This is a genomic window from Pedobacter cryoconitis (assembly GCF_014200605.1).
Classification (GTDB): domain Bacteria; phylum Bacteroidota; class Bacteroidia; order Sphingobacteriales; family Sphingobacteriaceae; genus Pedobacter; species Pedobacter cryoconitis_B.
Window position 1 is genome coordinate 453016 of record NZ_JACHCE010000003.1, and the last position, 25940, is coordinate 478955.

The 25940-nt window shown below is 39.9% G+C and carries 23 protein-coding genes; 14 read left to right on the forward strand and 9 right to left on the reverse strand.

Annotated features, from left to right (window positions below; all coding sequences use genetic code 11):
• Positions 1 to 304 precede the first annotated feature (304 nt).
• The 4 genes from HDE68_RS12600 to uvrB all read right to left on the reverse strand — a co-directional run bounded on the left by HDE68_RS12600 (position 305) and on the right by uvrB (position 5507).
• Entirely contained in the window at positions 305 to 2770 is a 2466-nt protein-coding gene (locus tag HDE68_RS12600; protein WP_183882404.1) for a hypothetical protein, read from the reverse strand.
• Positions 2771 to 2854: 84 nt separating this feature from the next.
• Positions 2855 to 3124: a DUF4834 family protein gene (locus HDE68_RS12605; RefSeq protein WP_183882406.1), complete on the reverse strand. Its 270-nt coding sequence runs from the start codon at positions 3122 to 3124 to the stop codon at positions 2855 to 2857.
• A 134-nt stretch (positions 3125 to 3258) separates the two neighbouring features.
• On the reverse strand, positions 3259 to 3459 hold the full coding sequence (locus HDE68_RS12610; protein WP_183882408.1) for a YwbE family protein: 201 nt from the start codon (positions 3457 to 3459) through the stop codon (positions 3259 to 3261).
• Complete coding sequence (uvrB, locus tag HDE68_RS12615; RefSeq protein WP_221300720.1) at positions 3459 to 5507, reverse strand: excinuclease ABC subunit UvrB; 2049 nt, start codon at positions 5505 to 5507, stop codon at positions 3459 to 3461. The genes HDE68_RS12610 and uvrB overlap by 1 nt, the downstream gene beginning before the upstream one ends.
• A gap of 68 nt (positions 5508 to 5575) precedes the next feature.
• On the opposite strand from uvrB, the gene HDE68_RS12620 reads away from it, so the two are divergent.
• From HDE68_RS12620 to HDE68_RS12650, 7 genes are all read left to right on the forward strand, one after another.
• The gene (locus tag HDE68_RS12620) at positions 5576 to 6697 is read left to right on the forward strand and encodes a DUF7033 domain-containing protein (RefSeq protein ID WP_183882410.1); all 1122 of its coding nucleotides are present in this window, start codon (positions 5576 to 5578) and stop codon (positions 6695 to 6697) included.
• Positions 6687 to 7331 (forward strand): uracil phosphoribosyltransferase, encoded by a 645-nt coding sequence (gene upp / locus HDE68_RS12625; protein ID WP_183882412.1) that lies wholly within the window; start codon positions 6687 to 6689, stop codon positions 7329 to 7331. Before HDE68_RS12620 ends, upp begins: the two co-directional genes overlap by 11 nt.
• A 7-nt stretch (positions 7332 to 7338) precedes the next feature.
• Positions 7339 to 8028, forward strand: a complete 690-nt coding sequence (locus tag HDE68_RS12630; RefSeq protein WP_183882414.1) for a YjjG family noncanonical pyrimidine nucleotidase — start codon at positions 7339 to 7341, stop codon at positions 8026 to 8028.
• Between the two features lie 72 nt (positions 8029 to 8100).
• The gene (locus tag HDE68_RS12635; RefSeq protein ID WP_183882416.1) at positions 8101 to 8613 is read left to right on the forward strand and encodes a DinB family protein; all 513 of its coding nucleotides are present in this window, start codon (positions 8101 to 8103) and stop codon (positions 8611 to 8613) included.
• An 18-nt stretch (positions 8614 to 8631) separates the two neighbouring features.
• Entirely contained in the window at positions 8632 to 9972 is a 1341-nt protein-coding gene (locus tag HDE68_RS12640) for a flippase (protein WP_183882418.1), read from the forward strand.
• Between the two features lie 57 nt (positions 9973 to 10029).
• The gene (locus HDE68_RS12645; protein WP_183882420.1) at positions 10030 to 10791 is read left to right on the forward strand and encodes a class I SAM-dependent methyltransferase; all 762 of its coding nucleotides are present in this window, start codon (positions 10030 to 10032) and stop codon (positions 10789 to 10791) included.
• 3 nt (positions 10792 to 10794) lie between these two features.
• The gene (locus HDE68_RS12650) at positions 10795 to 11700 is read left to right on the forward strand and encodes a glycosyltransferase (protein WP_183882422.1); all 906 of its coding nucleotides are present in this window, start codon (positions 10795 to 10797) and stop codon (positions 11698 to 11700) included.
• Positions 11701 to 11990: 290 nt separating this feature from the next.
• On the opposite strand, the gene HDE68_RS12655 is transcribed toward HDE68_RS12650, so the two are convergent.
• Positions 11991 to 12743 (reverse strand): class I SAM-dependent methyltransferase, encoded by a 753-nt coding sequence (locus tag HDE68_RS12655; RefSeq protein ID WP_183882425.1) that lies wholly within the window; start codon positions 12741 to 12743, stop codon positions 11991 to 11993.
• 327 nt (positions 12744 to 13070) lie between these two features.
• On the opposite strand from HDE68_RS12655, the gene HDE68_RS12660 reads away from it, so the two are divergent.
• Entirely contained in the window at positions 13071 to 14342 is a 1272-nt protein-coding gene (locus HDE68_RS12660) for a glycosyltransferase (RefSeq protein WP_183882436.1), read from the forward strand.
• Positions 14343 to 14362: 20 nt separating this feature from the next.
• Positions 14363 to 15115 (forward strand): glycosyltransferase family 2 protein, encoded by a 753-nt coding sequence (locus tag HDE68_RS12665; RefSeq protein WP_183882438.1) that lies wholly within the window; start codon positions 14363 to 14365, stop codon positions 15113 to 15115.
• A 13-nt stretch (positions 15116 to 15128) separates the two neighbouring features.
• Here the strand turns inward: HDE68_RS12665 and HDE68_RS12670 are convergent, their stop codons facing one another.
• Together HDE68_RS12670 and HDE68_RS12675 are read right to left on the reverse strand one after the other, a co-directional pair.
• Positions 15129 to 16346 (reverse strand): serine hydrolase domain-containing protein, encoded by a 1218-nt coding sequence (locus HDE68_RS12670; RefSeq protein ID WP_183882440.1) that lies wholly within the window; start codon positions 16344 to 16346, stop codon positions 15129 to 15131.
• 1 nt (position 16347) lies between these two features.
• Complete coding sequence (locus tag HDE68_RS12675) at positions 16348 to 17064, reverse strand: 3-ketoacyl-ACP reductase (protein ID WP_183882442.1); 717 nt, start codon at positions 17062 to 17064, stop codon at positions 16348 to 16350.
• 264 nt (positions 17065 to 17328) lie between these two features.
• On the opposite strand from HDE68_RS12675, the gene HDE68_RS12680 reads away from it, so the two are divergent.
• Entirely contained in the window at positions 17329 to 17655 is a 327-nt protein-coding gene (locus HDE68_RS12680) for a hypothetical protein (protein WP_183882443.1), read from the forward strand.
• 80 nt (positions 17656 to 17735) lie between these two features.
• Complete coding sequence (locus tag HDE68_RS12685) at positions 17736 to 20234, forward strand: TonB-dependent receptor (protein WP_183882445.1); 2499 nt, start codon at positions 17736 to 17738, stop codon at positions 20232 to 20234.
• Between the two features lie 50 nt (positions 20235 to 20284).
• On the opposite strand, the gene typA is transcribed toward HDE68_RS12685, so the two are convergent.
• Positions 20285 to 22087 carry a translational GTPase TypA gene (typA, locus tag HDE68_RS12690; RefSeq protein ID WP_183882448.1) on the reverse strand — a complete coding sequence of 601 codons (1803 nt, stop codon included), beginning with the start codon at positions 22085 to 22087 and terminating at the stop codon, positions 20285 to 20287.
• Positions 22088 to 22347: 260 nt separating this feature from the next.
• Between typA and HDE68_RS12695 the strand changes: the two genes are divergently transcribed.
• Entirely contained in the window at positions 22348 to 23007 is a 660-nt protein-coding gene (locus tag HDE68_RS12695; RefSeq protein ID WP_183882450.1) for an NAD(P)H-binding protein, read from the forward strand.
• Here HDE68_RS12695 and HDE68_RS12700 read toward each other — a convergent pair.
• Positions 23002 to 23823: an alpha/beta hydrolase gene (locus HDE68_RS12700; RefSeq protein ID WP_183882452.1), complete on the reverse strand. Its 822-nt coding sequence runs from the start codon at positions 23821 to 23823 to the stop codon at positions 23002 to 23004. The genes HDE68_RS12695 and HDE68_RS12700 overlap by 6 nt on opposite strands.
• 225 nt (positions 23824 to 24048) lie before the next feature.
• Between HDE68_RS12700 and HDE68_RS12705 the strand changes: the two genes are divergently transcribed.
• Positions 24049 to 24753, forward strand: a complete 705-nt coding sequence (locus tag HDE68_RS12705; protein ID WP_183882454.1) for an esterase family protein — start codon at positions 24049 to 24051, stop codon at positions 24751 to 24753.
• 40 nt (positions 24754 to 24793) lie between these two features.
• Positions 24794 to 25921 carry a RimK family alpha-L-glutamate ligase gene (locus HDE68_RS12710; protein ID WP_183882456.1) on the forward strand — a complete coding sequence of 376 codons (1128 nt, stop codon included), beginning with the start codon at positions 24794 to 24796 and terminating at the stop codon, positions 25919 to 25921.
• Positions 25922 to 25940 lie beyond the last annotated feature (19 nt).

A 25940-nucleotide genomic window follows, 5' to 3' on the forward strand; every position in this document is an offset into this window, starting at 1 on the left:
GTGCAAAACTCAGGTTAACAATGTGTTAAGTCAACATTATCGTATAACTATTTGTAATTGAGCCTACTACTTTACTGTAAGACAGCTATTAGACATATATCACAAAAAGTATTTAAACTATAACAAGGCTATATACTGACTAACAATGATACGACATTGAAACGGGGTTGAAAGATAAGGCGAACATAGCACATTTATAGCAGAGGCATAGGATTAAAACGCCGTCTTACCGACCACAAAAGGAAACAAAAAAAGGCCTGTTGCGATCATGCAACAGGCCTTTTTCTAATTATTTGTTCAGGTCTTAATTCACCTTTTTTGTTTTTTTCTGATCGGTATAAACAGCAAATCCCAAACCCAGTACCAGCAAGAGTGATCCTGCCAGAGAGATTTTCTCTCCTGTATAATAAGAAGTCGGGTGGAAAACAAATTCCAGTTTGTGATTTCCAGCTTCAAGCTGTGCTGCACGCAACACATAATCAGCTCTGAAATATGGCTTCTCAACACCATCAATCAACATTTTCCAGCCTTTATCATAATAGATCTCAGAGAATACAGCAATGACATCTCTTGGAGCGCTGTAAGAGTAGACCATATGATCAGGATGATAACTATCTAATTTAATCATAGCTGTAGGCCCGCCCAAACCAGCTTTAGCCGTATCAATTAAGTGTTTATACTTAATGTCTACAATAGCCTCTTTTTTAGGGTCAAAACTACTGATCGCTTTCATCTCCTCATCAGAGTTCTTTACAAACTGCACCTGCTCTACAATCCAGGCATTACCTGCTGCTGTTTCGTTACGCTGCATTTTATAGGCACCTGATTGCTGATCTTGTGTGATGATATATTTAGTATTGAACATATCCAGCACATCATGGTTTACGCTTTTTGTAAACTGATGATCAATCAGTTCCTGAATACGTTTTAATCTTGCAGAATGTGCCCCGCCAACTGTTTTGTGGAAATAAGAAGCATCAGCACTGGTAAAAGTAGGGATAGTTGTATCAAACACCCTGAAGTCAGGATCTTTATCTGCCAAAATGAAAGTATCGACATCTCTTGGCTGATAATGATTAGTCAGCGAAGATGCAGGTACAAAATTTTCGTTATTCAGATAACGGCGGTCTATCTGCCACATATCAATCAGCGTGAATAAAGCCAGTAAACCGAAAGCATATTCAGCTTTCATTTTCTTAGTAATGAACGCCCACGTTAATCCAAAGCCTATAGCAATAAAGATTAAAGTTCTCCAGGCATCGGCCTTTGCCAGATCTGCTCTGTCTTGTATCAAAGCATTACCTATAGTGACCGCAGCACTTTTATTGTTATTTAAAGCCTGGGTCAATGAATTCAGGAATGCCTCATGGTCAGAGGTCCTGAAACTGAAAAATAAGGTAGGCATGATCGCTATGATCAAAGCAAAACCACCTGTAATACAGGCAGACCAGGTTAATTTCTTAACCAGGTATTTCTCATCATATTGTCCGTCCTGAGCTTCTTTTACGGCAAGTACAGCTAAGATTGGGAATAACAATCCTACTACCGCCAGAATCGATTCTACAGCTCTGAATTTGTTGTAAAGCGGTACGTAGTCGAAAAAGAGATCAGATATAAATGGCAGATTTTTACCAAACGATAAGAAAAGGAATAAAATGGTAGTTGCTAATACCCACCATTTGATCCGGTTACGAACGATAAACAAACCGAAAACAAACAGAAAGCAAATAATAGCCCCAAAATAATAAGGTCCGGCTGTACCTGGCTTATCGCCCCAGTATACAGGCATCTGTGCAGCAAAACCTGCAGCCTGTTCTGGTGATGCACCAACAGTCTCAATCGCTTTAGCTACGTTTGACTTTCCATCAAGGCGATTAGTTCCGCCCCCATATAAATTAGGGATTAAGAAAGTGAAAGATTCACTTACTCCCTGGCTCCACTGATAGGCATAATCTTTTGGAAGTCCATTGTCTGGTTCAGCTGCATCAGCAGTCAGATTAGATTTACCACGGATAGTTTCTTTTCCATATTCATAAGTAGTCCAGAGATTACTCGCGTTCACCATCACTGAAAGCAGTACCGCAGCACCTAAAAACGCAATTGCTTTAGAAAGTTCTTTCGTTTTATGTGCTTTGAAAGCATGATATATTTCGATTCCGATATAAATTAACAGCGCCAGCAGAAAATAATAAGTCATCTGGATATGGTTGGCCCTGATATTCAGCGCCAGGAAAAGTGCCGTTAAACTCGCACCCATCCAGTATTTACCACGCATGGTCAGGATAATTCCTGCAAGAATCGGGGCAAATAAACCAATTGCCAGTGCTTTATTGCTATGCCCTGCACTAATGATAATAAAATTATAAGAGGTAAATGCAAAAGCGATCGCTCCTGCTGCTGCAAGCCAGGGATTAACCTTTAACACACAGAAAAGTAAATAAGCACCTAAAAGATACATTAATACTGTTCCAACCGGATTAGGAAGAACGTCTGTGATCAGAGAGATCCCATAAGTTGTTAAGTTCAGGGGATATTGAACCCAGATCTGATAAGCGGGCATCCCGCCAAACATTTCGTTTGTCCATAGAGGGCCTTTACCATCTTTGGCCTTATACTCCATGATCTCCCTTTGCATGGCTTTAGCCTGCATTACATCGCCTTGAATCGGAACTTTTCCCTGTAAAACAGGACTAAAATAGACGAAACATAAAATTACAAAAAATGCACTGATGGCTAAGTGTATGCCATTCCTTTTTAACCAATTGTTCATTAAGGTCTGTTTATATTAAACTAACCCCAAAAATATAAAATTGATACAGATTAGGAAGGAAATATCTCGATTAGCGTGATATTTTTATTTAACCTCCTCGTAATCAACAAAATCACCTAATTTATCGGCATTTCCCTTCTTGGGTTGCGGTGGTACATAATCGATGGACAATGAGCCCTCAGGTCTGTTAGAAGGATGTTGTTGCTGATGTTGCTGCTGCTGTCCGGCATAACCAGAAGACTGCTGCATTTTCCCGAAGATACTTTTGATTACTAAAGGGAAAACCAATCTCAAAAGAAGACGGATAATCCAGAGTATCAGTATAGTAAAAAAAAGAAATTTAATTAATCCCATTTATTTTTCAGTTAATCTACAAATATAGACAGAATTCAAGGTGAATAATTACAAAGTCTGTCTGTTTGTTGCATTATAATTACAATTTGTACAGAAATCTCGTTTTAAACGTTATCAGGGCTCTTTTTAAAGCCCTAATCTTCTTCAACGATCTCTGCGACCCTACCTATTTGCCCGTCTTCGAGACGGACCTTGATTCCACGGGAGTGAAAAGCCGATGATGTCAATAAATTAGCTACGATGCCCCTGGTCAGCTTCCCGCTGCGCTGATCTTTCTTTAAGATGATATCTACCTCTAGTCCCGGATATATATCCGATCTGTTTTTTCCGTCCATTATTTAACTTTTTGTTTACCAAACCTTTCTTCAAATACGGTTTCCATTGCGAACATTTCGTCACGCAATCTTGCCGCCATTAAGAAGTCCATATCCCTGGCTGCTTTAGCCATTTCTTTACGTGTTTTATCAATTGATTTCTGCATTTCCGGCTGTGTCATATACTGAACAATCGGATCTGCAATTATACTTGCCTGATTAGTTTCTACATAAGCGTTCTTATGCTCTGCATTTGCTGAAAAATCCAGTACAGAAGTCTGCTCCAGAATAGCTTCCCTGCTTTTTCCTACAGTTTTAGGGACAATGCCATGCTCTGTATTGTAAGCAATCTGTCTTTCTCTGCGGCGATTGGTCTCATCCATAGTTCTGGCCATAGAATCAGTGATCTTATCTGCATAGAGAATTACCCTGCCCCTATCATTCCTTGCGGCGCGTCCTACAGTCTGGATCAGTGCACGGTCAGATCTTAAAAATCCTTCTTTATCGGCATCCAATATGGCTACAAATGACACTTCCGGTAAATCCAGACCTTCTCTTAAAAGGTTAATCCCGATCAGTACATCGAACTCTCCTAAACGTAAACCCCGCAGGATCTCTACTCTTTCGAGCGTTTTTACCTCCGAATGGATATAACGGCATTTAATATTGAGCCTGTCCATGTATTTGGTTAACTCTTCTGCCATTCTCTTGGTCAGTGTAGTTACCAGTACACGGTCACCCATTTTTATAGTTTTATCGATTTCATCCAGCAAATCATCTACCTGGTTGACTGCCGGCCTTACCTCTATCAGCGGGTCCAGTAATCCCGTAGGGCGGATCACCTGCTCAATTACCACTCCTTCTGTTTTCTGTAATTCATAATCTGCAGGGGTCGCACTGACATAAATCGTCTGCGGGGCAAGACTTTCAAATTCTTCAAAGTTTAAAGGCCTGTTGTCCAGTGCAGACGGCAACCTGAACCCGTATTCTACCAATGACATTTTACGGGATCTGTCTCCTCCGTACATCGCCCTGATTTGCGGAACAGTTACGTGACTTTCATCAATCACCATCAGGTAATCATCAGGGAAATAATCCAGTAAACAGAAAGGGCGCATACCTGGCTGACGGCCATCAAAGAATCTTGAATAGTTCTCAATACCTGAGCAATAGCCCAGTTCTTTCATCATTTCAATATCAAAATTCACTCTTTCTTCCAATCTCTTGGCTTCCAGCAATTGTCTGTCACCTATCAATTGATTTTTACGCACTTCAAGTTCTTCCTGTATCCCCCAGATGGATGAAGTAAATCTATCTTTTGGGGTCACGAAAAGATTTGCCGGATAAACGGCCATATCTTCTACTTTTTCTATTGTTTTACCTGTTACCGGATCAATGATACTCAGCTCTTCGATATCATCTCCGAAAAAAGATATACGGTAAGCCGTATCCAGATAAGCCGGAAAGATATCAACAGTATCCCCTTTTACCCTGAATGTTCCTCTTTTAAAATCGTTGATCGTCCGGGCATATAAGATTTCTACAAGGCTATGCAGAAATGAATTTCTGGAAACCTTTGTACCTACAGCAAACCGGAATACTGAACGGGAGAAATCTTCCGGGTTTCCCATACCATAAATACAGGAGATAGAAGAAACTACAATAACGTCCCTGCGCCCCGACATTAATGCCGAAGTTGTTCTCAACCTCAGCTTTTCTATTTCTTCATTGATACTTAAATCCTTTTCGATATAAGTATTACTGCTCGGCATATATGCCTCCGGCTGATAGTAATCATAGTAAGAAACAAAATAATTGACCTGGTTTTCAGGAAAAAAGTTTTTGAATTCTCCATATAACTGAGCAGCCAGCGTTTTATTATGACTCAGAATCAGGGTAGGCTTCTGTGTCTGCTGGATTACATTAGCCACCGTAAACGTTTTACCGGACCCTGTCACCCCCAATAAGGTCTGATAATTTTCATTATTGTTAACGCCTGTAACCAATTGTTCAATGGCGGCCGGTTGATCACCCGTAGGTTTGTAATCTGAAACAAGTTGAAATTTCATAGCTATTCAAAGATAACAATTATTGATGTATTGGATTGTCGTGATTATATCCTAAATTTATTGGCATCATGAAACTACTGGTTTACGTCCCCATACTTACGCCAAGGATTAAGTATGTTTTCAGCTTCATTTTCACCGATATCCTCAAAACACAAGCAGGGTTTAGTTCTAACGTGCAAGAATTTAAAGCTTCAAAATTACCAAAGATTACTTATTCTGATCAGCCCATAGCTGATGAACCCTTTTTTAAAAATTCTGATTTACTTCTTGAACATACAATTTCCCCGCCAAATATTAAGACCACCACATTCGGAGACATGATTGTCCCTTTTGCAGTTGATAACAGCAGTTTACCCTTTGATGTTTTTGCTGCTGCATTTTATTTTGTCAGCCGGTATGAAGAATATTTACCTTTTGACCCCGATGCGGAAGGAAATTATCCCCCCGAAGCAAGCTTACAGTTCAAACTTAAACTTCTTGAATTTCCGGTGATAGACGGCTGGGCACTGCTACTGAAAAACATACTTTTGAAACGTTATCCAAAAATGCATTTCGGACAGCAGAAATTCGAATTCACGCCTTTAATCTGTATGTATGATGCTCCGGGAATGAGCTCATTTAATATATTTAAACATGCCATTAACTTTTTAAGGAATATCCCTTTTGTTTCTGGTAAAAAGTCTGCTGAGCAGACCAAAGGCAGCGGTTTGTCCTTATTTCTCAATACTGAACATAAAAAATACAGGTTAAACCCGGTTTACTTTTTTAAACCTTCTGCCGAAATTGACCTGGTTTGCGACCGGCAGATCACATTTCCCAAAAGCTATCTCCAATTGCTGAAAAGCGGAGTAATGAAAGATTACAGAATGGGTTATCCCACAACAATTGGCTTTAGGGCGGGCACCTCTGTCCCTTTTTTCTGGTACGACCTGCAGCTGGAAAAAACAACACACCTGCAAATTTATCCCATCGCAATAAATGATTCCATTTTGTTAAAACACAGAACTTTCAACATTGATGAAACCCTTTATAACTGGGGCAGATTAATAGAAAATGTAAAATTACTTAATGGGCATTTTTATATTTTATGGCATAAAGAATCATTGCCAGAGTTTGGCAAGGGTAAAGTCGGAAGAAGACTTTACACACAATTGTTAAGCAATTTTTTATCTTTGCAGAATGATATTTGACCTGAGTAAAACAAATTCTATTGCAAATATTTTCATGGCAGAATTACGTGATGAAAATATACAGAAGGATACGATGCGTTTCCGTAAAAACCTGGAAAGACTCGGTGAGTTTTTTGCCTGGGAAATCAGCAGAAATCTGACTTATAATGATTCAGAAACACAAACACCACTGGGTATTGCAAAAACTAAAGCTTTAGAAAGTCAGCCTGTACTGGCTACGATCCTTCGCGCAGGTTTACCTATGCAACAAGGGATGCTGAATATTTTTGACCGTGCCGATGCAGCTTTTGTGACTGCTTACAGAAAGTCAAATCCCGCAGGAACGATAGAAATTCATGTGGATTATATCTCTTCTCCTGATTTAACAGACAGGGTATTAATTATGGTTGATCCGATGCTGGCTACTGGCTTAAGCATGGTTTTATGCTGCAAAGAATTAATGGCGAAATACAAAATCAAAGAGTTACATATTGTCGCTGCCATTGCAAGTGCAGAAGGTGTAAAACATGTACGTGCAAATTTACCGAATGCCAAATTATGGTTAGGGGCAATTGATGATGAAATGACCGTTAAATCATATATCGTACCCGGATTAGGTGACGCAGGGGATCTTGCTTACGGAACCAAAATCTAAGTATCAAATGATAAAACATATCTTTTTTGATCTGGATCATACGATCTGGGATTTTGATAAAAATGCAAGAGAAACGCTAACTGAATTATACCATCAATATGAATTGAACCTGCTGGGCCTGCCTGCATGTGATCAATTTATTGATGTTTATACAGAAAATAACCACGCACTCTGGGCCGAATATCATTTGGGAAAAATTACCAAAGAGACGCTGAGAACTGAAAGGTTCAGCAGGACTTTTATTCAGTTGGGGGTTGCACCAAAATTATTACCGCAGAATTTTGAAGCAGATTATGTCAACCAGAGCCCTAGAAAAAGAAATCTTTTTGAAGGTTCAGAAAAGGTACTGGCTTATCTACAGCAAAAATATACGCTCCATATTATTTCCAACGGCTTTAAGGAAACGACGCTGACCAAAATGGAAACCTGCAAATTAAACCCTTATTTTTCGAATGTAATTATTTCGGAAGATGTAGGTGTAAACAAACCTGACAAAGCAATTTTTGAATATGCACTGCAGAAAGCCGGCGCGCATAAAGAGGAAAGTATTATGATTGGCGATAGCCTGGAAGCTGATATCCGCGGTGCGCAGGATTTCGGTATCAAAGCGATCTTTTTTAATCCACTGAATATTGCGAAACCTGATGATGTGGAGTGGCAGATTTTACATCTGGAAGAATTGATGCAACATTTTTAGCAATTTGCTGTTTTAACCAGACAGCTGTTTAAATCGTGAATTTGAACAGCTGCTAAACCCCGACCTGACCTTATGCGTAATTCTTCTGTATTTTCTTCTCTGAAAAGCATTTCAGCAGCCTATAGTAAAACATTACAGGAAATTCCTGAAGAGCAGTTTCAGCTCACCCCCCCTATTGGCGGATGGTCATACAGTGAAGTCTATTCACATATTTTTGACATCAGTATCCTGACCTTAAAGGAAGTTGAAAACTGTATTAAAGGCGAAGGCAAGGTGAAACCCACAGCATTTATTGTCAAAGTGATTCTGTTTTTTGGAAGTTTTCCCCCTAATGCAAGATACAAAGTACCCAAAGCATTGGTAGGTAGAGAAAAGAAAATCACAAAAGATGCAGCTGCTGATCTCATAGAAAAGTTTCTTGAACAACTGCATATTGTTTATTCACAGCTCCACCTGGCTGATCCTTCGATAAAAACATTACACCCCCGTTTGGGCTATTTAAATGCAGACCAATGGTTACGTTTTATGGAAATACATCTGAAACATCACCTGAAACAACTAAAGCGAATTGAGAAGAGTTTTTAATTTCACATCTTTGCGCGAATGAAATTACCCGGTTTAAAAGGTTTTGACGAAGAAGCATTTAACAAGTATTTTAAAAATACGGGCTGGCTGATGTTTGGAAAGATCCTGAGCATGGTAACCAATCTGGTTATTGCAAGATATCTCATGGCCTCTTCTTTTGGAGAACTCAGTTTTGCTGATGCTTTTACACTGATCATTGCCGCTGTCGGCGCTTTAGGCCTGGATACTTTTATCATCCGGGAAATTCTCAATGAACCACACAAAAAGGACGAAATCCTGGGTACTGCTTTATTGATGAGACTAGGCGTGAATGCACTGCTGATCCCTCTGACGGTAGGTATTTATTTGTTTTTTCACAATTATGCCGAAAAACCGGGAGATCCGCTAACCTGGATTATCCTGATCTTATCTTTCGCCTCGTTTTTTAAATCTTTTAATGTGATTGATTCTTATTTTCAATCGCAGGTAGCCTCTAAATATGTAGTAAAAGTTCAGAATGTCTGCGTCATCTTATCTGCCGGTGTTAAAATTCTGCTGGTTGTTTTTAAAATGCCACTGATTTATTTTGCTGCTTCAATTACCTTTGACAGTCTTGCACTTTCGGCCGGATTGGTTTACATGTATCATCACAGAGGTTTTAGCCTGTTTACCTGGACTTTTGATTTTAAAAGAGCACGCAATTTATTAAAACAGTCTTTCCCGCTGATCCTGTCTGCGGTGATGGTTTCTATCTATATGAAGATTGATCAGGTAATGTTAAAAAGTGTGGGCAGTGTCGAAGTAGGGATCTATAGTGCCGCAGCCAAACTTAGTGAAGCCTGGTATTTTATTCCTGTAGCCATTGTCACTTCTGTATTCCCTGCTTTAATTAATGCCCGGAAAACTGATCTGGACCGCTATACAAAAAGATTGAGAAATTTGTATGATTTACTGGTATTTATCAGTGTGCCTGTAGCAGTATTCATTACTTTCACTGCTCCGTTTATTATTCAACTGCTCTATGGTGGAAAATATGATGGTGCAGGGCCAATGTTAGCTATTCATATCTGGTCCGGGGTGTTTGTATTCCTGGGCAGCGCCAGTTCACAATATTTACTGGCAGAGGGTTATACAATGATTTCTTTTCAGCGCACAGCTATGGGCGCAATCGTCAATATCCTGCTGAACTTCTGGCTGATCCCCAAATATGGCGGTATAGGTGCATCAATTGCTACATTAATCGCTTGTGTGGTCAGCGCATTTTATCTTTTATTTATTTCCAAAACCAGACAGCAAGGTATAGTGATGCTAAAATCATTATTTTTGTTTACTGTATTTCAAAAAGTGTTTAAACGTCAGAAAAATTTACCGCATGCATAGCCTGCCTCAATTTTTTATACATCACATCTTATTTACACCTATAAAAGACCTTTTGCTATGTTAAGCGATGAAGTAAAATCAGCCTACGATAATTTTTATACACAAACGGATACCACCTGGCGCATGCTCGGAGCAGAAGCCAAAGCAACGAATATTATGGATGTCTGCAAAAGCATCCACCCCGATAAAGTGCTGGAAGTTGGTGCCGGTGACGGTAGTATTCTTCATTTTTTAAATGAATGGAACTTTGGCAAGGAGCTTTATGCACTGGAAATTGCAGATACCGGCGTTTCTTTGATTAAGAGCCGCAATTTGAACCGCCTGAAAGAAGTGCAGAGCTTTGATGGCTACCAGATCCCTTATGCTGACAATGAGTTTGACCTTGTTATTTTAGCACATGTGCTTGAACATGTGGAACATGAACGTATTTTAATCAGGGAACTGAAACGTGTAGCTAAAAATTTAGTGATCGAAGTTCCATTGGATTATCGTTTTGGCGTAGATAAACGGATGAAGCATTTTCTGGATTATGGCCATATCAATATGTATACGCCCACCGCAGTACGCTTCCTTTTACAAAGTGAAGGCCTCGAAATTGTTAAGGACAAGGTTTCTATGACACCTACAGCAACAATTAAATTCAATCATTTTGTCAATAATAAAGAACCGAAAACTTTTGCCCGGGTTTTTAGAATAGAACTGGAATACAATATTAAAAAGTTCTTTGGAAATCTATTAGGCACAAAAAAGCAGGAACAATATGGAAATGCTTATACCGTTTTAACCAAGAAATCAAGTCAGACTCTTCAAATATTTTAATTTATGCAAATCTTCGCTCCTATCGCCTTATTCGTTTATAACAGACCTAAGCATACTGAACGTACGCTTAAGTTTTTAAAACAGAATGAACTGGCAGCCGAAACCCGGTTATTCATTTTCTCTGATGGTGCCAAAACACCGGAAGAAGAAGAAAATGTAATGGAAGTAAGAGCGTTGCTGAAACATGCCGATGGCTTTAAATCTGTTGAAATTATTGAAAGAAAGGAAAATATGGGCCTTGCAGAGTCTGTCATTGCCGGAGTAACCAGATTGGTCAGGGATTATAAGCAGGTTATAGTTTTTGAGGACGACCTGGTCAGCTCACCTTATACATTGACTTATTTCAATGACGCACTAAACCGCTACCGCAAGGAAGAAAAGGTGATGCACATTGGTGCTTATATGTATCACCTGAAGGAAAATAAACTGCCTGAATCTTTTTTCTACAGAGCAGCAACAAGCTGGGGATGGGCAACGTGGGAAAGAGCCTGGGATCATTTTGAACCTGATATTGATAAGTTGATGAAGGGTTTTGATGCGAAGAAACGTGCCGGTTTTTCTATTGACCACCAGATGAATTTCTGGAAACAAATGAAGGATTTTAAGAAAGGAAAGAATAATTCATGGGCAATCAGATGGTACGCCTCGATATTTTTAAAAGGCGGACTGACACTGAACCCAAGCCAGTCTCTGGTGAATAATATCGGACATGATGGTACTGGAGTGCATTCCGGGATTAATGATATTTATAATGTGATTATTAACCCGAAACCGATAAAGGTTTTTCCGAAAGTGATTGCAGAAGATAAGGAAGCCTATGAAGCGATTAAAGGGTTTTTAAGTACGAGGAAGGGGAGTTTCGTAGAAAGAGTAAAGAGATATCTGAAAGAGATGAGGCTTTTCAGGTAAAAAAAAGGGGGGCTTCTAAGGGAAAAATAAAAACCTATACTACTTTCCGACTCGCGTTGACTGAGGTCAACAATAGTCGGAAAGTAGTATAGGTTTTTTATTTTTTTCATACCGGTATGACGCCCGTTTTAGGGCTGCAAAGCAGACGTAATTTAAGATATTTGAGTGGTGTTGGTTAGGAGGATAATTGAGTTATTTGTTACTTTATCTGATATAGCTTATTACTATTACTTATTACTACTGCTTATTACTTATTACTTCTGCTTAGTACTATCACTTATTACTACAGCTTATTTTTGTTTTCTAGCCTCGAGGATGATGTATGGAGACAGCTGACGCGAATTGAAAGGGAATATTTTCGTGAATACTTTCCCGGTTAACCATATTGTCTTTTTCAGGAGTTTTACTCCGGCTGATCTTTGTTTTTCGTTTTCTAACCACAAGCTGAAATGTCCGAAGTATTTGGATTGAATTACTTCGAGGCCCGCATTTTTACAGATGGAAGCAAGAAATTCGGGGTCCATGCAGTTGATGTTGTGTTTGTCGTAGTTGTCCCGGTCAAAGTTCTTTTGGAACCATCCGTTGACAGCTTTGAAGTTGGGAAGGGTAATGAAAAGGGTTCCTCCGGGTTTTACAAAGTCAATGTGACGCTGAATGATGTCGGCGGTGTCATTGAAGTGCTCGATCAGGCCACAGGATAGGACGAGGTCGTATTTTTGGGTCTCTTTATGGTTGAAGAGATCGGTTTCGATGATGTGGATATCGCTCTGATTAAGGTTATTGGCTTTGAGCAGGTCGTTGGTTACAGGCTGATGAACAAAGTAATCCAAAAGGGTTACATCAAGTTTCAGGTATTTTTTTAGGAATACAGCGTAATAGCCAGGGAAGCCCCCAAGCTCAATAGCAGTTTTTACTTTCTGGGTGCTGGCTATAGCAGCGAGCTCTCGATGAAACAAATAGTTTGCAGGGATATTGACGGACAATCCTGTTTTGCTTTCCCAATAATTTACCCAAAATTGTCTGTCTGTTAAAAGGTTATCCATGTTGTATTTGCTTTTGTTGTTGTTTTATTGTTTTGATCTTTTGTTAATTAACGTCAAATTCAGGCACTAGAGTTTATGGATGTGACGTTATGAAAGAAAAATATGTCTCAATTGCTTATTTTGGGTGCTGTAAAAATATGATAAAATTATTTACAGGCTCTAATAAGGAGAACAATTATATGTAATTTTGATCTGTTGAAAGCATTATGTGCAGTAAAATACAGAACAAAATCAGGTAGCACACGATAACCTCAATACCCTTGAAACCAAACTTGCTCTTGAGAACCATTAGAAACTTATACAGCAGGAAAAAACAAATTTACACGATTGAAAATAATCCATTTAAATACATACGAAGGAAACGGAGGCGCCGGAAGGGCCTGCCTCAGGTTAAGTGATGCACTGCAAACAAGCGGCATTGAATCCCGTGTTATGGTTTATTATCAGTTTAAGGAAAGCCAGAAAGCAGATGCATTCAGCCGCACACCTTTCCAAAAGGGAAAAGCCATTTTTAATATTCTTTCTGAAAGATATTTAGCGAAAGGCTTAACTAAAGCACTTAAAACCCCTTTTTCTTTGCAGTGGTTTGGACGTTCTGTGATTTCCAGCAAAGCTTTGAAGGAAGCCGATCTTATCCATATTCACTGGATTAATCACGGTTTTTTAAGACCAAAAGATCTCGCCGAACTTGAAGAACTGGATAAGCCGATTGTATGGACTTTCCATGACAGTAACGCTTTTACAGGAGGCTGCCACGTACGCTATTCCTGCGAGAATTTTCATAAACAATGCGGGTTCTGTCCACTACTGAAAATGAGCGGGAAGAACGATATTTCTCACCGCAACTGGTTAAGCAAGAAGAAAGGATACGCCAATCTGGGTTTTCATATCGTGGCACCAAGCAACTGGATGGCGAAATCTGTTAAGTTCAGCAGTTTGATGGGCGCAAGAGAAGTTACAGTAATCCCTAACACAATTGAAACGAAGGTCTTTAAGCCTTATCTGAAAACCGAAGCCAAAAGGTTATTAAATATAGCTCCTGAGAAGTTTGTGCTGATGAGTGGTTTTATGCCTTCTGCAAATGATAAGCATAAAGGAACAGCTTACCTGATTGATGCCATGAATGATCTGGCAAACAGACCAGGCATTGTTAAGGAGAATATAGAATTGCTGATTTTCGGAAATAAAGAAAATACAGATATGCCTATTTTTCCTTTTAAAACGACATTCCTCGGCAAAATAGATAATGATGCACATCTGGCTAAATGTTATTCTGCCGCCGATGCCTTTATTACAGCTTCTCTGGAAGATAATCTTCCGAACACGGTTATGGAGAGCCTGGCTTGTGGAACTCCTGTAGTGGCCTTTAAAACAGGTGGGATTCCGGATATGGTGGAGCATTTAGTGAATGGCTATCTAGCCGATTATGAATCCTCAGAAGATCTGGCCACCGGAATGGAATGGCTATACCATGAAGAAAATGCTTCGGACATTCAGAAGGAAGCCCGCTTAACTATACTTACTCATTTCTCGGAAGAGGTAATTGCTGATAAACATATTAGTTTATACCAATCCATGATCAATTTACATCCCCGTTAATCAATTATATTTTTCTTTTCATGTTACAGCCAAAACTTAGTGTCATTACCATCGTATATAATAATGTAAGGGATATTGAGCGCACCATGCTTTCGGTATTAAATCAGACGTACCCGAATATTGAATATATTATTATTGACGGAGCCTCAAATGATGGGACTAAAGATATTATCTATAAATACAAATCCAGGCTCGCCCAGTTTATCTCGGAAAAGGATAAGGGGATTTATGATGCCATGAATAAAGGATTAAAAGTTGCCACCGGCGATTATATTCTTTTTATGAATTCGGGAGATGAGATTTATGCACCCGAAACAGTTACGGAGATATTCGATACAGCTCCCGGAGCTGATATTTATTATGGAGAGACGGAAATGTTTAATGATGCATGGCAAAGTTTAGGACAAAGAAGACACCGCGCCCCCGAATGTTTTAGCTGGCGCAGTTTTAAACACGGCATGAGTATTAGCCATCAGGCGATTTATGTGAAACGCAGCTTAGCAGAACCTTACGATTTGCAATATAAATACAGTTCAGATATTGACTGGATTATTAAGGCAGCAAAAAAAGCTTCAAGTATCGTAAATACGCATAGTTATGTAGCCAAATACCTGGTTGGGGGGATTTCTAAACAAAAACATTTTGCGAGTTTAAAGGAACGCTTCCGCATATTTAATAAGTACTACGGATTTATTCCAAACCTGGTTAACCACTTCTGGATCGCCATCAATCTGACGCAGTACTATGTGAAACATAAAAAAACGAATGACTAACTGCCTTTATATTTTATTGACTTATCGCCGGTTCTAATGGCGGATTCTTCGGATAAGTGAAAGGTAAGCCTGACAAATACCGGCTTATCTTTCTGAAAGGATATCCCCCTGCCCCTTTACCCGAGAATTGAACAATGATGGTATGGGTTAAAGGATCAATGTATAACCTTTGCCCTCTCATTCCTTCTGCCGCATAATCTCCGTTTATACCCTGCTGAGGCACCCACCACAAATAATGCTGCGCCGATTGCTGCCAGCCTTTGGAGTTGGCCGGAGTATCTTTACCCATGTTCACAGACCGGGTCACCCAGTCTTGTGAAATCACCTGGTCTCCGTTATACTGACCTTTATTCAGGTATAAACGTCCCAGCTTAGCCAAATCTATTGCCGTTGACTGAAATCTGCTTGCCGTATTTGCCAATCCATTCACATGGTCCAGCCCGAAACTTGCCGGATAAGCTGTACCAATCTTTTTCCAGATTTTATCCTGAAAGTAGGTCGCCGCCTTTTTCCCGGTCGCATTCTCCAATGCCCAGGTCAGCAGAAAAGCATCGATACTTTTATACTTCCAGACGGTCCCCGGAGGATTAACAGCCTTTACTTTGATTAATTCTTTTTTGATATCTTCTGTATAATAATATTTGGCTTCATCTGATAAGAAAGCAGCTATAATGCCTCCGTAAACATCTTTAAATTCAAGACCGGATTTCATATCCAGTAAATTCCTTAAAGTGATCTGATCAAATGCCGGGTTCACCTTTAATTCTGGGACATAGCTGATCAGCTGATCATCCAGGCTTTTAATTTTTCCTTCTTTTATGGCCTCACCAACCATTATGGAGACCATAGTTTTCGCTACAGAGAAGAGTGTGGTCAGCGTAGTGTCGCTATAACCGGGAGCAAACTTCTGATAAATGATCGTATCATTCCTGATCACCATAAAAAGGTTTGCCTGCCCATCTTTAAGAAAGGTTGTAAAGGGAACGGATTCATTTTTCCAGTTCAGTACTTTCACCGTATCCAGATCATCTCTGTTTACCGCAGCTTTTACAAAATGAAAAGCACTGTCCGAAGGCTGGATGATGGCTTGCGGAAATATTTTATAGGTATTGGCATCCGGAGACTGATAACGTAAAACCCGCACCAGTTCGGGGCGCCAGGTAAACAGGACAGCAAAAAGGAGAACAATTAATAAAATTACGGCCGCAAGCCAGTATAGAATCCGTTGCATATTATGGGTTTGTAGACCAGAGCCCTGCTTCTTTTACAAAAACTCTTCTGTTTAATTTCAATTGACTAACTACCAGTTCAGCAAGATCTTCGGCCTGCATAACTTTATCGGGATTACCATCAGTAAGCTTCAGGTCTTTTGCCATATCTGTTGCGACAGTACTGGGGGTCAAAGTAGTTACCCTGATATTGTGTTTACGGACTTCCTGCATTAATGATTCTGAAAGACCAATTAAACCAAACTTAGAAGCACTATAAGCACTCGTTACCGCAGCGCCGCGCTGGCCAGCTGTAGAAGAGATATTCACAATATCACCTGTCTGTCTTTCAATCATTTCCGGCAAAACGGCACGGGTTACATAATAAACACCAAATAGGTTGACTTTTACAATTTCTTCCCATCTGGCTGGCTCTAATTCCAGGAATGAACCAAAAGAGCTGATCCCCGCATTGTTAATTAAGATGTCTATAGCACCCAAATCAGATTTTACCTTTGCAACAGCAGTATTTACTGAATCGATAGAAGAGACATCTGCCATAGCAACCGCAACCTGAACATTAAAAGTTTTGAGCTCTTCAGCTACCTGCTGCAAATCAGATTCCGTTCTTGCAATCAGCCCTACATTTACTCCTTCTTGCGCAAGAGCAATCGCCAAAGCACGACCAATTCCTTTACCAGCACCTGTAATCAGTGCACTTTTTCCTTTTAATGATTCCATGAGCTAATTTTATTGAGACACAAAACTAAGAAACTTTGCAAAAATACCCCAATAGCTATTTCATAATTAGATAACTATAGTTTTTATCTATATCAACAACCTGCATCTGTGACAGGAAAAGGCAATCCCTCCAAAAAAAAATCCGGAGCACCTGTGGATAAGATAAAGATCTTATTGATTGACACATAAAAAGTAACAGTGTTGCATTTATAATATATTATACTTATTTTTGATCCATAATAGGATGACATATATCATGTACTCATGAAAAGCCGTATCAGTCATAGCATACTTTCTTTCTTTTTTCTGCTATGCCTTTTTACAGGCCAGCTGATTATTTACGGCCATACGCATCAGGACAATAGCGCCACAGCCTTTCACCATACACAAAAACCAAGACCTGCGAATACGGCACAGGCCAGGTGTTCGATTTGTGACCTCGCCGTTCATTCTGTTATTGCAATTGAACATGCCAACTCCACTTTTATTCTGGACAGTGCTGTCTTTTACTGGCAGGACATTCTTCAGCATTATAAGGGTACTTACCTGGCCCATTCCGATGGGCTCTCCCCTCCTTTAGTTTCTTCCTGATTTTAAAACCCGTTCCGGGTCTGCCACTATATTTTATAGCTGGCCTTTTGATATATATATACCCCATTTGTATAAAATTTATGAAACATAAAATATTATGTACAGGGCTTCTCATGCTCTTGATTTTCTCTTTTTTCAACCATTCAGCCTTTGCGGGAAATATTCCTGTAAGTTCTTTAACAAGCTCTCTGACAGGCGCTGTAACTGACCAGGCAGACAACAAACCGATTCCCGGAGTGACCATCACTATTCCAGATCTAAAGATCGGGACTGTAACAGACGCCAATGGTAAATACGTATTGAAACATATGCCCAAAGGTGCTTACCTGGTACAATTCAGTATTATAGGTTACTCGACAGTGGTACGCACAGTTGACCTTTCAAAAACTAACAGTCTGAATATTAGCATGAAGACCGCCACGATCGAAGCAGGCGAAGTTGTCATTACAGGTGTAAGCAGGGCAACTGAATTAAAAAAGAGCCCTATTCCGATTTTAGCAGTAGGTAAAGTTTATTTAGATCAGCGTGCAGCATCGGGAAACATCATTGATGCGATAGCCAATTTACCCGGGATCAGCGCGCTGACCACTGGCCCCAATGTTTCTAAACCTTTTATTCATGGACTGGGCTATAACCGGGTCGTAACCTTACAGGATGGTATCCGCCAGGAAGGACAACAATGGGGTGATGAACATGGTATAGAAGTAGATCAGAATTCTATTGACCGGATAGAGGTTATTAAAGGTCCGGCCAGCTTATCGTACGGCTCTGACGCCATAGGTGGTGTGGTTAACCTGATTACTGCCCCAGCAGTGCCTGACGGCAAAATCCTGGGGTCACTGCAAGGAACATATGGTACAAACCAGGGACTGGTCAATGGATCATTTAAGCTGTATGGGAACCAGAACGGACTGGTTTGGGGTACCGTTCTTTCAGCGAAACAAGCTAAGGATTACCAGAATCAGCATGATGGCAGGGTCTACAATACCGGCTATCAGGAAAAAGATGCAAGGGTAATGGTAGGCCTGAATAAATCGTGGGGATATACACATGTCAACGCTTCAATTTTTGATGATTTGCAGGAAATACCTGATGGAAGCCGTGATCCGGCAACCCGTCAGTTTACCAAACAGATAACAGACGATGACGCCTTCAGACGTATAGTTTCGCCTTCGGAACTGGATTCTTATGCGATATCACCTTTACACCAGCATGTACAGCTATACCGGATCTATAGCAATAGCAATTTCATTTTGGGCAATGGAAACCTTGTCGTTAATTTAGGGTACCAGTTTAGTCACAGAAGAGAGTATACGCACCCGACCCAGACCAGTATCCCTGGTTTGAACCTTAACCTGACTACCTATACTTACGATGTAAAATATAATTACAACCTGGGAAATGGTTTTGAAACATCGGTAGGATTAAATGGTATGTATCAAAAAAATACGCTGGGCGAAAGTACCGCTTTCCCAATACCAGCCTATCATCAATTTGACATTGGCCCTTTTGTCATCGTCAAAAAGAGCTATGGCAAATTAGACCTTTCGGCAGGTATAAGATATGACAGCCGCTCGTTTAATGGACAGGCTGCTTATATTGATACCACGAAAGCCTTTTATCCGGCAATTTATAATGGTACGGACCCAACTTCTGCTCCGAATGTAGTTTCACAGTTCAGTGCCCTGAAGAAGACATTTTCGGGCCTTTCAGGAAGTCTGGGCGGTACTTATAACTTTTCTGATGAATTCCTGATGAAGGCAAATATCGCAAGAGGGTTCAGAGCGCCAAGTATAGCTGAGCTTTCTGCCAACGGGCCTGATCCGGGTTCTCAGATCTATCATATCGGAAATAATAATTTCAAACCAGAATTCAGTGTTCAGGAAGATATCGGTGCTGTGCTGAATTTACCGCATGTTACAGCAAGTTTAGACCTGTTTAACAATAACATTCAGAACTATATATTCCAGGAGCAGGAATTAAATACGGATGGTTCTCCTGTGGTGACCCAGGGCTACAACACTTTTACCTATGTACAAAGTAAAGCAAGGATCAATGGCGGGGAATTCAGCCTGGATATCCATCCCCTGCCATGGCTGCACTTCGAGAATTCACTCACACTAACTTACGGCAAGAACCTGGGAAATGGCGGCCCGGTACCAGATAGCCTGAAATATCTGCCTTTTATTCCGCCATTGCATACACACAGTGAACTGAGAGGGAATTTTAATAAAGCATTTGGGGGTAGTATCAGAAATTGTTACGCTTTTGCAGGCTTTGATCATTTTAGCGCACAGGATCATTTCTTTGGGGCTTATGGTACAGAAACCTATACAGCTGGCTATAACCTGCTGAGCGCAGGAATAGGCGGAAGCCTGGTTAATAAAACTGGTCAGACTATTGTACAGATTTTCATTGAAGGCAGAAACCTGACCAATGTAAACTATCAGTCCAATGTGAGCAGGCTAAAGTATTTTGATAACCCGAATGTACCAGCAGGTATACAACCCGGTATTTTTAATATGGGACGAAACGTTAGTTTTAAGGTAGTCATTCCTTTTGATCTTTCAGCCCATTAAAATAAAAAAGGGGTGCCTTTTGGGCACCCCTTTATCAAATTTATAAGGTATTAGAAATTTTTACCTTTTATTTTACGTTCACCTTCAGTTAAGTAGATTTTACGTAAACGCATACTTAACGGAGTGATCTCGATGTACTCATCAGCCTGGATATATTCCATTGCCTCTTCCAGAGAGAACTTAATTGCCGGAGCAATACGGTTACTATCATCTGTACCTGATGCACGCATGTTAGTTAAAGCTTTTCCTTTAACAATGTTAACTACTAAGTCGTTATCACGGATGTGCTCACCCATAATCTGACCTTCATAAACATCAACACCCGGATCAACGAAGAAACGACCACGATCCTGTAATTTATCAATTGAATAAGCTGTTGTGCTTCCTTTTTCCATAGAAACCAATACACCATTCAATCTTCCAGGAATAGTACCTTTCCAAGGCTCGTAAGCTTTGAAACGGTGAGCCATAATCGCTTCACCACCTGTAGCAGTTAATACGTTATTTCTTAATCCAATGATACCACGTGCAGGGATTTCAAACTCTAAATGCTGTAAATCTCCTTTTGGTTCCATAATCAGTAACTCACCTTTACGCTGAGTAACCAGTTCAATTACTTTACCAGCAACTTCACCAGGAACATCTACGATTAAAGTTTCAACCGGCTCACATTTCTTACCATCAATTTCTTTGATAATAACCTGTGGCTGTCCTACCTGAATTTCGTATCCTTCGCGACGCATAGTCTCGATCAATACTGATAAATGCAGAATACCTCTTCCGTATACTAAATAAGCATCAGGAGATTCAGTTTCAACAACTTTCAAGGCAAGATTTTTCTCCATCTCTTTGTACAAACGTTCTTTGATACGTTGAGATGTAACAAATTTACCTTCCTTACCAAAGAATGGTGAGTTGTTGATTGTGAACAGCATGTTCATAGTCGGCTCATCAATTTTGATAACTGGTAATTGCTCAGGAGCATCAAAATCAGCAATAGTATCACCAATATCAAATCCATCAATACCTACAACTGCGCAGATATCACCTGAACTTACCTGAGTAGTACGAATTTTACCTAATCCTTCGAAAGTGTATAATTCTTTTACTCTTGATTTTACCATTTTACCATCGCGTTTGATTAAAGTAACCGGCTGGTTTTCTTTAATTGTTCCACGGTGGATACGTCCAACTGCGATACGGCCTACGAAAGATGAATAATCTAACGAAGTGATCTGCATTTGAAGAGTTCCCTCGATTAATTTTGGTGCAGGAATGTTAGCAACAACTGCATCTAATAACGGGAAAATATCTGTAGTTGGTTTAGTATAATCAGTACTCATCCATCCTTGTTTGGATGAACCGTAGATTACAGGGAAATCCAACTGATCTTCTGTAGCTTCAAGGTTAAAGAACAATTCAAAAATCTGCTCATAAACCTCTTCAGGACGACAGTTTTCTTTGTCTACTTTATTTACAACAACAATAGGTTTCAAACCTAAAGCCAAAGCTTTTTGAGTTACGAAACGAGTTTGAGGCATTGCACCTTCAAACGCATCGCATAACAACAATACACCATCAGCCATTTTTAATACACGTTCAACTTCACCACCGAAATCGGCGTGACCAGGTGTATCAATGATATTAATTTTAATATCTTTATACATTACTGAAACGTTTTTGGAAACGATCGTAATACCACGTTCTCTTTCCAGGTCGTTATTGTCAAGTATTAAGTCACCTGTTTGCTCGTTGTCACGAAAAATAGAACAAGTGTGTAAAATCTTATCAACCAATGTAGTTTTACCGTGGTCAACGTGTGCTATAATAGCTATGTTTCTTATTTTTTGCATAAAATGCGCCTAAATTTTGGCGCAAAGATAACGTAAATAATTGATATATCAGCCTATTACCTAGGACTATGTCAATATATTTTGTATTATAAGCCGCTGAAAGACCAAAATTCTTTTCATCTGACGAAAGGATGATTATGTAACAAATGTGTTTAATCCGCAAAGAAAGAAATTGATAACACGTATTTTCACGCAGAAAACTGATATTTAAATATTAATCAAAAATAGCTAAAGCGGGACAGTTTATGACGATGACGGATATGAAGGCGATACTAGTTGGTGCAAGCGGCGCGATAGGCCGGTGCTTACTGCAGGATTTATTAAATGACAGTAATTATAAAGAGGTCCTGATCCTGGTCCGCAGGAAATCAGACATTGAACATCCTAAATTAAAACAACTGGTTATAGATTTTAACCGTCTCAGTGACTATTCGGCAGACCTTAAAGGAGATGCTGTTTTTTGCTGCCTGGGAACCACAAAAAGCCAGACTCCCGATCAGAAAGAATATTTAAAAATAGATTATCAGTACCCTTTAGACATCGCCTGGATGGCTTATACCAATGGCGCACAAAGTTATCACCTGGTATCTGCAATGGGCGCAGATAAAAACTCTTCTTTTTTTTACAACAGAACTAAAGGAGAAGTAGAAAGTGAACTGAAAACTGTCCCTTTTAAAAGTATCCATATTTACCGCCCCTCTTTACTGGACGGCAAAAGAACCCAAAAACGCTTTGGTGAAAGTGTTTTGAACAGCTTAATGCAGCTGATTAATCCCTTACTGATGGGCTCCTGGAAAAAATACAGAAGTATCAAAGTAGAGTCTGTAGCAAAAGTGATGCTGGCCCAGTCACTGAATGACCAGAAAGGCATATTTATACATCCCTCCGATCAGATACAAATGTTGAGTGATGTGCTATAAAAACGTTTTTCTGGCAAAAGCCCAGCATAAAAATGCAGGCAGTGCTTTAGACCAGGTAGCGACATTATGTTTACCCCCTACCATTTCATAGTAAAAGATATCATCCTGTCTTTTATATCCCTTTTTGGTAAGCTCTTTAATCAGATCAATAGTATCATCAATAGAGTCAATGATAAAATTGCGGTTACGGTCGGCCGTTTCATCTTCCGTTCCTGTCATTAACCAGAATTTGAGAGCTGGCTGCCCCTGCGTCTCTCTGACCACCTGATGCATAATCCTGTCTTCATCTGTATAACCATCTTTCAGGTCCTTTTTTCTCCACCAGAAAGAACCTGAAAAGACCCCTATAGTATCGAAAAAGCTATTATTTTTCCAAACGATATCAAAAGCAGTCAGCCCTCCCAAAGAACATCCGGCAAATGCACGTTTACCCAGAAATGGCATTCCACTTTCTTTTTCAATAAAAGGCATCAGCTCTAAAGTGATGAATTTAGCATAGTTATCAGCCCTGCTGCCTCTTCCTGCAAAATCGGGGACACCAGCAACCCCATATTCTAAAAGCCGGTCTGCCGATGCTTTAATTGCTACAACAACAACTGGTTCAATTTTCTGGTCTTCATATAGATTATCCAGTGTCTCTTTCAGATTTAATCCGGCAGCATCCTGTCCGTCGTTTAACAGCAACAGATTCAGCTTTTCATTACCCAACAATCCTGAAGGATAAAAAATATCTATTTCCACTACCCGCTGTAAATGAACGGATTCTAATTGAAGGCTGACAGGGCTTACCCCAGGTATTGACACGGTACTATACATAATTCGAACGAATTCCCTTTCTCACAAATTCCCTGCAAATTTAACAATCTCTGTAATAATATGAGTTATTTTTTGACAGCGAACTATATTTAAGGGTATCCGGTTGATCTTTTCAAACCGAATCCTATACAGTTTTAATTAATTGTTCTTCCATAAGAATAAATCGGCAAAACCTTTTGCGGTCTAGTGGGGTTTAGCTATATTCAATACATAAAAGGGGAATCCGTGAAAGAAGAATATAAAAAATGGTACAGTCCTAATTTAAGCGGCGAGATAGAACTTCTGATTTACGGGCACAGCGGACACCCTGTATTTCTTTTCCCTACCAGTAAGGGGCGTTATTATGAAACCAAAGACTTTGGTCTGATCACCTCAGTACAACACCTGATTGAGGATGGAAAAGTTAAAATATACTGCCCCGACAGCATTGATGCACTGAGCTGGTATAATAAATCCATAGCTCCTGCGGACCGGGCGAAAAATCACAACTGGTATGATAAAATGCTGGTTGAAGAGCTTTTTCCTCTGGCAACCCATGAAACAGGATACGAAAAAGTGGTAACTGCCGGCTGCAGCTTTGGCGGTTATCATGCCGCAAATTTCGCTTTCAAACATCCTGCACTGGTCAGTCATCTTTTTAGCATGAGCGGTACTTTTGATATCAGCCCGCAAGCGGACGGCTTTTATAACAATGATATTTACTATAATAACCCTGTCGATTTCCTGCCCGGAGATCAGGACCCGGATTTATGGAAAATATCCATTATACTAGGTACTGGTGACAGAGATATTTGCAGATCATTTAATGAGAGGCTATCTGGTATCCTTTATCAAAAAAACATAGCGCACTGGCTGGATATCAGGCCCGGTGCAGACCATGACTGGCCGGTATGGCGCCAGCAATTTCCAGAATACTTATCAAAAATATAAATCATATCAGCTTCATCACCTCTAATTAAAAAAAAATTCTATGAAGAAAATAGGCATTTTATTCGGACAGGAGCGTTCATTTCCTGAAGCCTTCGTGAAACGTGTAAATGAATTAGGAGGAAAAGACTTCAAAGCAGAATACGTAAATATCAGTAAAATATACCAGGCAGAACCATTGGATTATGCGGTAATTATTGACCGCATTTCTCAGGATGTACCATTCTACAGGGCAGCGCTGAAAAACGCAGCAATTACTGGAACTGCGGTGATTAACAACCCTTTCTGGTGGAGCGCTGATGAGAAGTTTTTTAATAATGCACTGGCTGTTAAACTGGGAATACCAGTACCTAAAACGGCCCTGATCCCTTCTCATGCAAGGCCTGATGATACGACAGAAAATTCTTTCAGCAATCTGGCTTTCCCTTTTGACTGGGAGCATATTTTTGAATATACGGGCTTCCCGGCCTACATGAAACCTTTTGACGGGGGTGGCTGGAAAGAGGTTTATAAATTGAATACTAAAGAGGAGTTTTTTGATAAACATAGCCAGACACATCAGCATGTGATGATGCTGCAGGAAGAAATCGAGTTTGATGAGTATTTCAGATGTTATTGTATAGGTGGAAAATATGTACGCATTATGCAATACGAACCCCGCAACCCCTTCCATTTGAGATATGCTGTGGATCAAAAAGTCTCCAGTGAAGAGCTGCTTCAAACGATACATGACTATGTCATTAAACTGAACCAGTATTTAGGTTATGATTTTAATACGGTAGAATTTGCTGTTCGTGATGGTATTCCCTATGCAATTGACTTTTGCAACCCCGCACCCGATGCTGAGGTATCCAGTGTAGGACAGGAAAATTTTGACTGGGTAGTCGATACCTCAGCTAAATATGCAATAGAAAGGGCAAAAGCACAGATCAACGGACAGGACAATTTAACCTGGGGCGAATATGTAAAATCGGCAATTGCCGGAAAACCATTATCAGCCAAAGGTACGCCGGCAAAAACAGTTGAGGTTAAAGCTAAAACAGCTCAGCCTAAAACTGTTCAAGCCAAAACTGACACGACTGCAAAACCTAAAACAGCTGCTAAAAATACAACACCCGATAAAAAGGCAAAACCCGCAGCAGCTGGTAAAACTGCTGCAAAGAAAAAATAAACTCGATAAGGAGGTTTCA

Coding starts and splice junctions, on each gene's coding strand:
- HDE68_RS12600 (WP_183882404.1), bottom strand. CDS start 2,770: ATGAACAATTGGTTAAAAAGGAATGGCATACACTTAGCCATCAGTGCA.
- HDE68_RS12605 (WP_183882406.1), bottom strand. CDS start 3,124: ATGGGATTAATTAAATTTCTTTTTTTTACTATACTGATACTCTGGATT.
- HDE68_RS12610 (WP_183882408.1), bottom strand. CDS start 3,459: ATGGACGGAAAAAACAGATCGGATATATATCCGGGACTAGAGGTAGAT.
- uvrB (WP_221300720.1), bottom strand. CDS start 5,507: ATGAAATTTCAACTTGTTTCAGATTACAAACCTACGGGTGATCAACCG.
- HDE68_RS12620 (WP_183882410.1), top strand. CDS start 5,576: ATGAAACTACTGGTTTACGTCCCCATACTTACGCCAAGGATTAAGTAT.
- upp (WP_183882412.1), top strand. CDS start 6,687: ATGATATTTGACCTGAGTAAAACAAATTCTATTGCAAATATTTTCATG.
- HDE68_RS12630 (WP_183882414.1), top strand. CDS start 7,339: ATGATAAAACATATCTTTTTTGATCTGGATCATACGATCTGGGATTTT.
- HDE68_RS12635 (WP_183882416.1), top strand. CDS start 8,101: ATGCGTAATTCTTCTGTATTTTCTTCTCTGAAAAGCATTTCAGCAGCC.
- HDE68_RS12640 (WP_183882418.1), top strand. CDS start 8,632: ATGAAATTACCCGGTTTAAAAGGTTTTGACGAAGAAGCATTTAACAAG.
- HDE68_RS12645 (WP_183882420.1), top strand. CDS start 10,030: ATGTTAAGCGATGAAGTAAAATCAGCCTACGATAATTTTTATACACAA.
- HDE68_RS12650 (WP_183882422.1), top strand. CDS start 10,795: ATGCAAATCTTCGCTCCTATCGCCTTATTCGTTTATAACAGACCTAAG.
- HDE68_RS12655 (WP_183882425.1), bottom strand. CDS start 12,743: ATGGATAACCTTTTAACAGACAGACAATTTTGGGTAAATTATTGGGAA.
- HDE68_RS12665 (WP_183882438.1), top strand. CDS start 14,363: ATGTTACAGCCAAAACTTAGTGTCATTACCATCGTATATAATAATGTA.
- HDE68_RS12670 (WP_183882440.1), bottom strand. CDS start 16,346: ATGCAACGGATTCTATACTGGCTTGCGGCCGTAATTTTATTAATTGTT.
- HDE68_RS12675 (WP_183882442.1), bottom strand. CDS start 17,064: ATGGAATCATTAAAAGGAAAAAGTGCACTGATTACAGGTGCTGGTAAA.
- HDE68_RS12680 (WP_183882443.1), top strand. CDS start 17,329: ATGAAAAGCCGTATCAGTCATAGCATACTTTCTTTCTTTTTTCTGCTA.
- HDE68_RS12685 (WP_183882445.1), top strand. CDS start 17,736: ATGAAACATAAAATATTATGTACAGGGCTTCTCATGCTCTTGATTTTC.
- typA (WP_183882448.1), bottom strand. CDS start 22,087: ATGCAAAAAATAAGAAACATAGCTATTATAGCACACGTTGACCACGGT.
- HDE68_RS12695 (WP_183882450.1), top strand. CDS start 22,348: ATGAAGGCGATACTAGTTGGTGCAAGCGGCGCGATAGGCCGGTGCTTA.
- HDE68_RS12700 (WP_183882452.1), bottom strand. CDS start 23,823: ATGTATAGTACCGTGTCAATACCTGGGGTAAGCCCTGTCAGCCTTCAA.
- HDE68_RS12710 (WP_183882456.1), top strand. CDS start 24,794: ATGAAGAAAATAGGCATTTTATTCGGACAGGAGCGTTCATTTCCTGAA.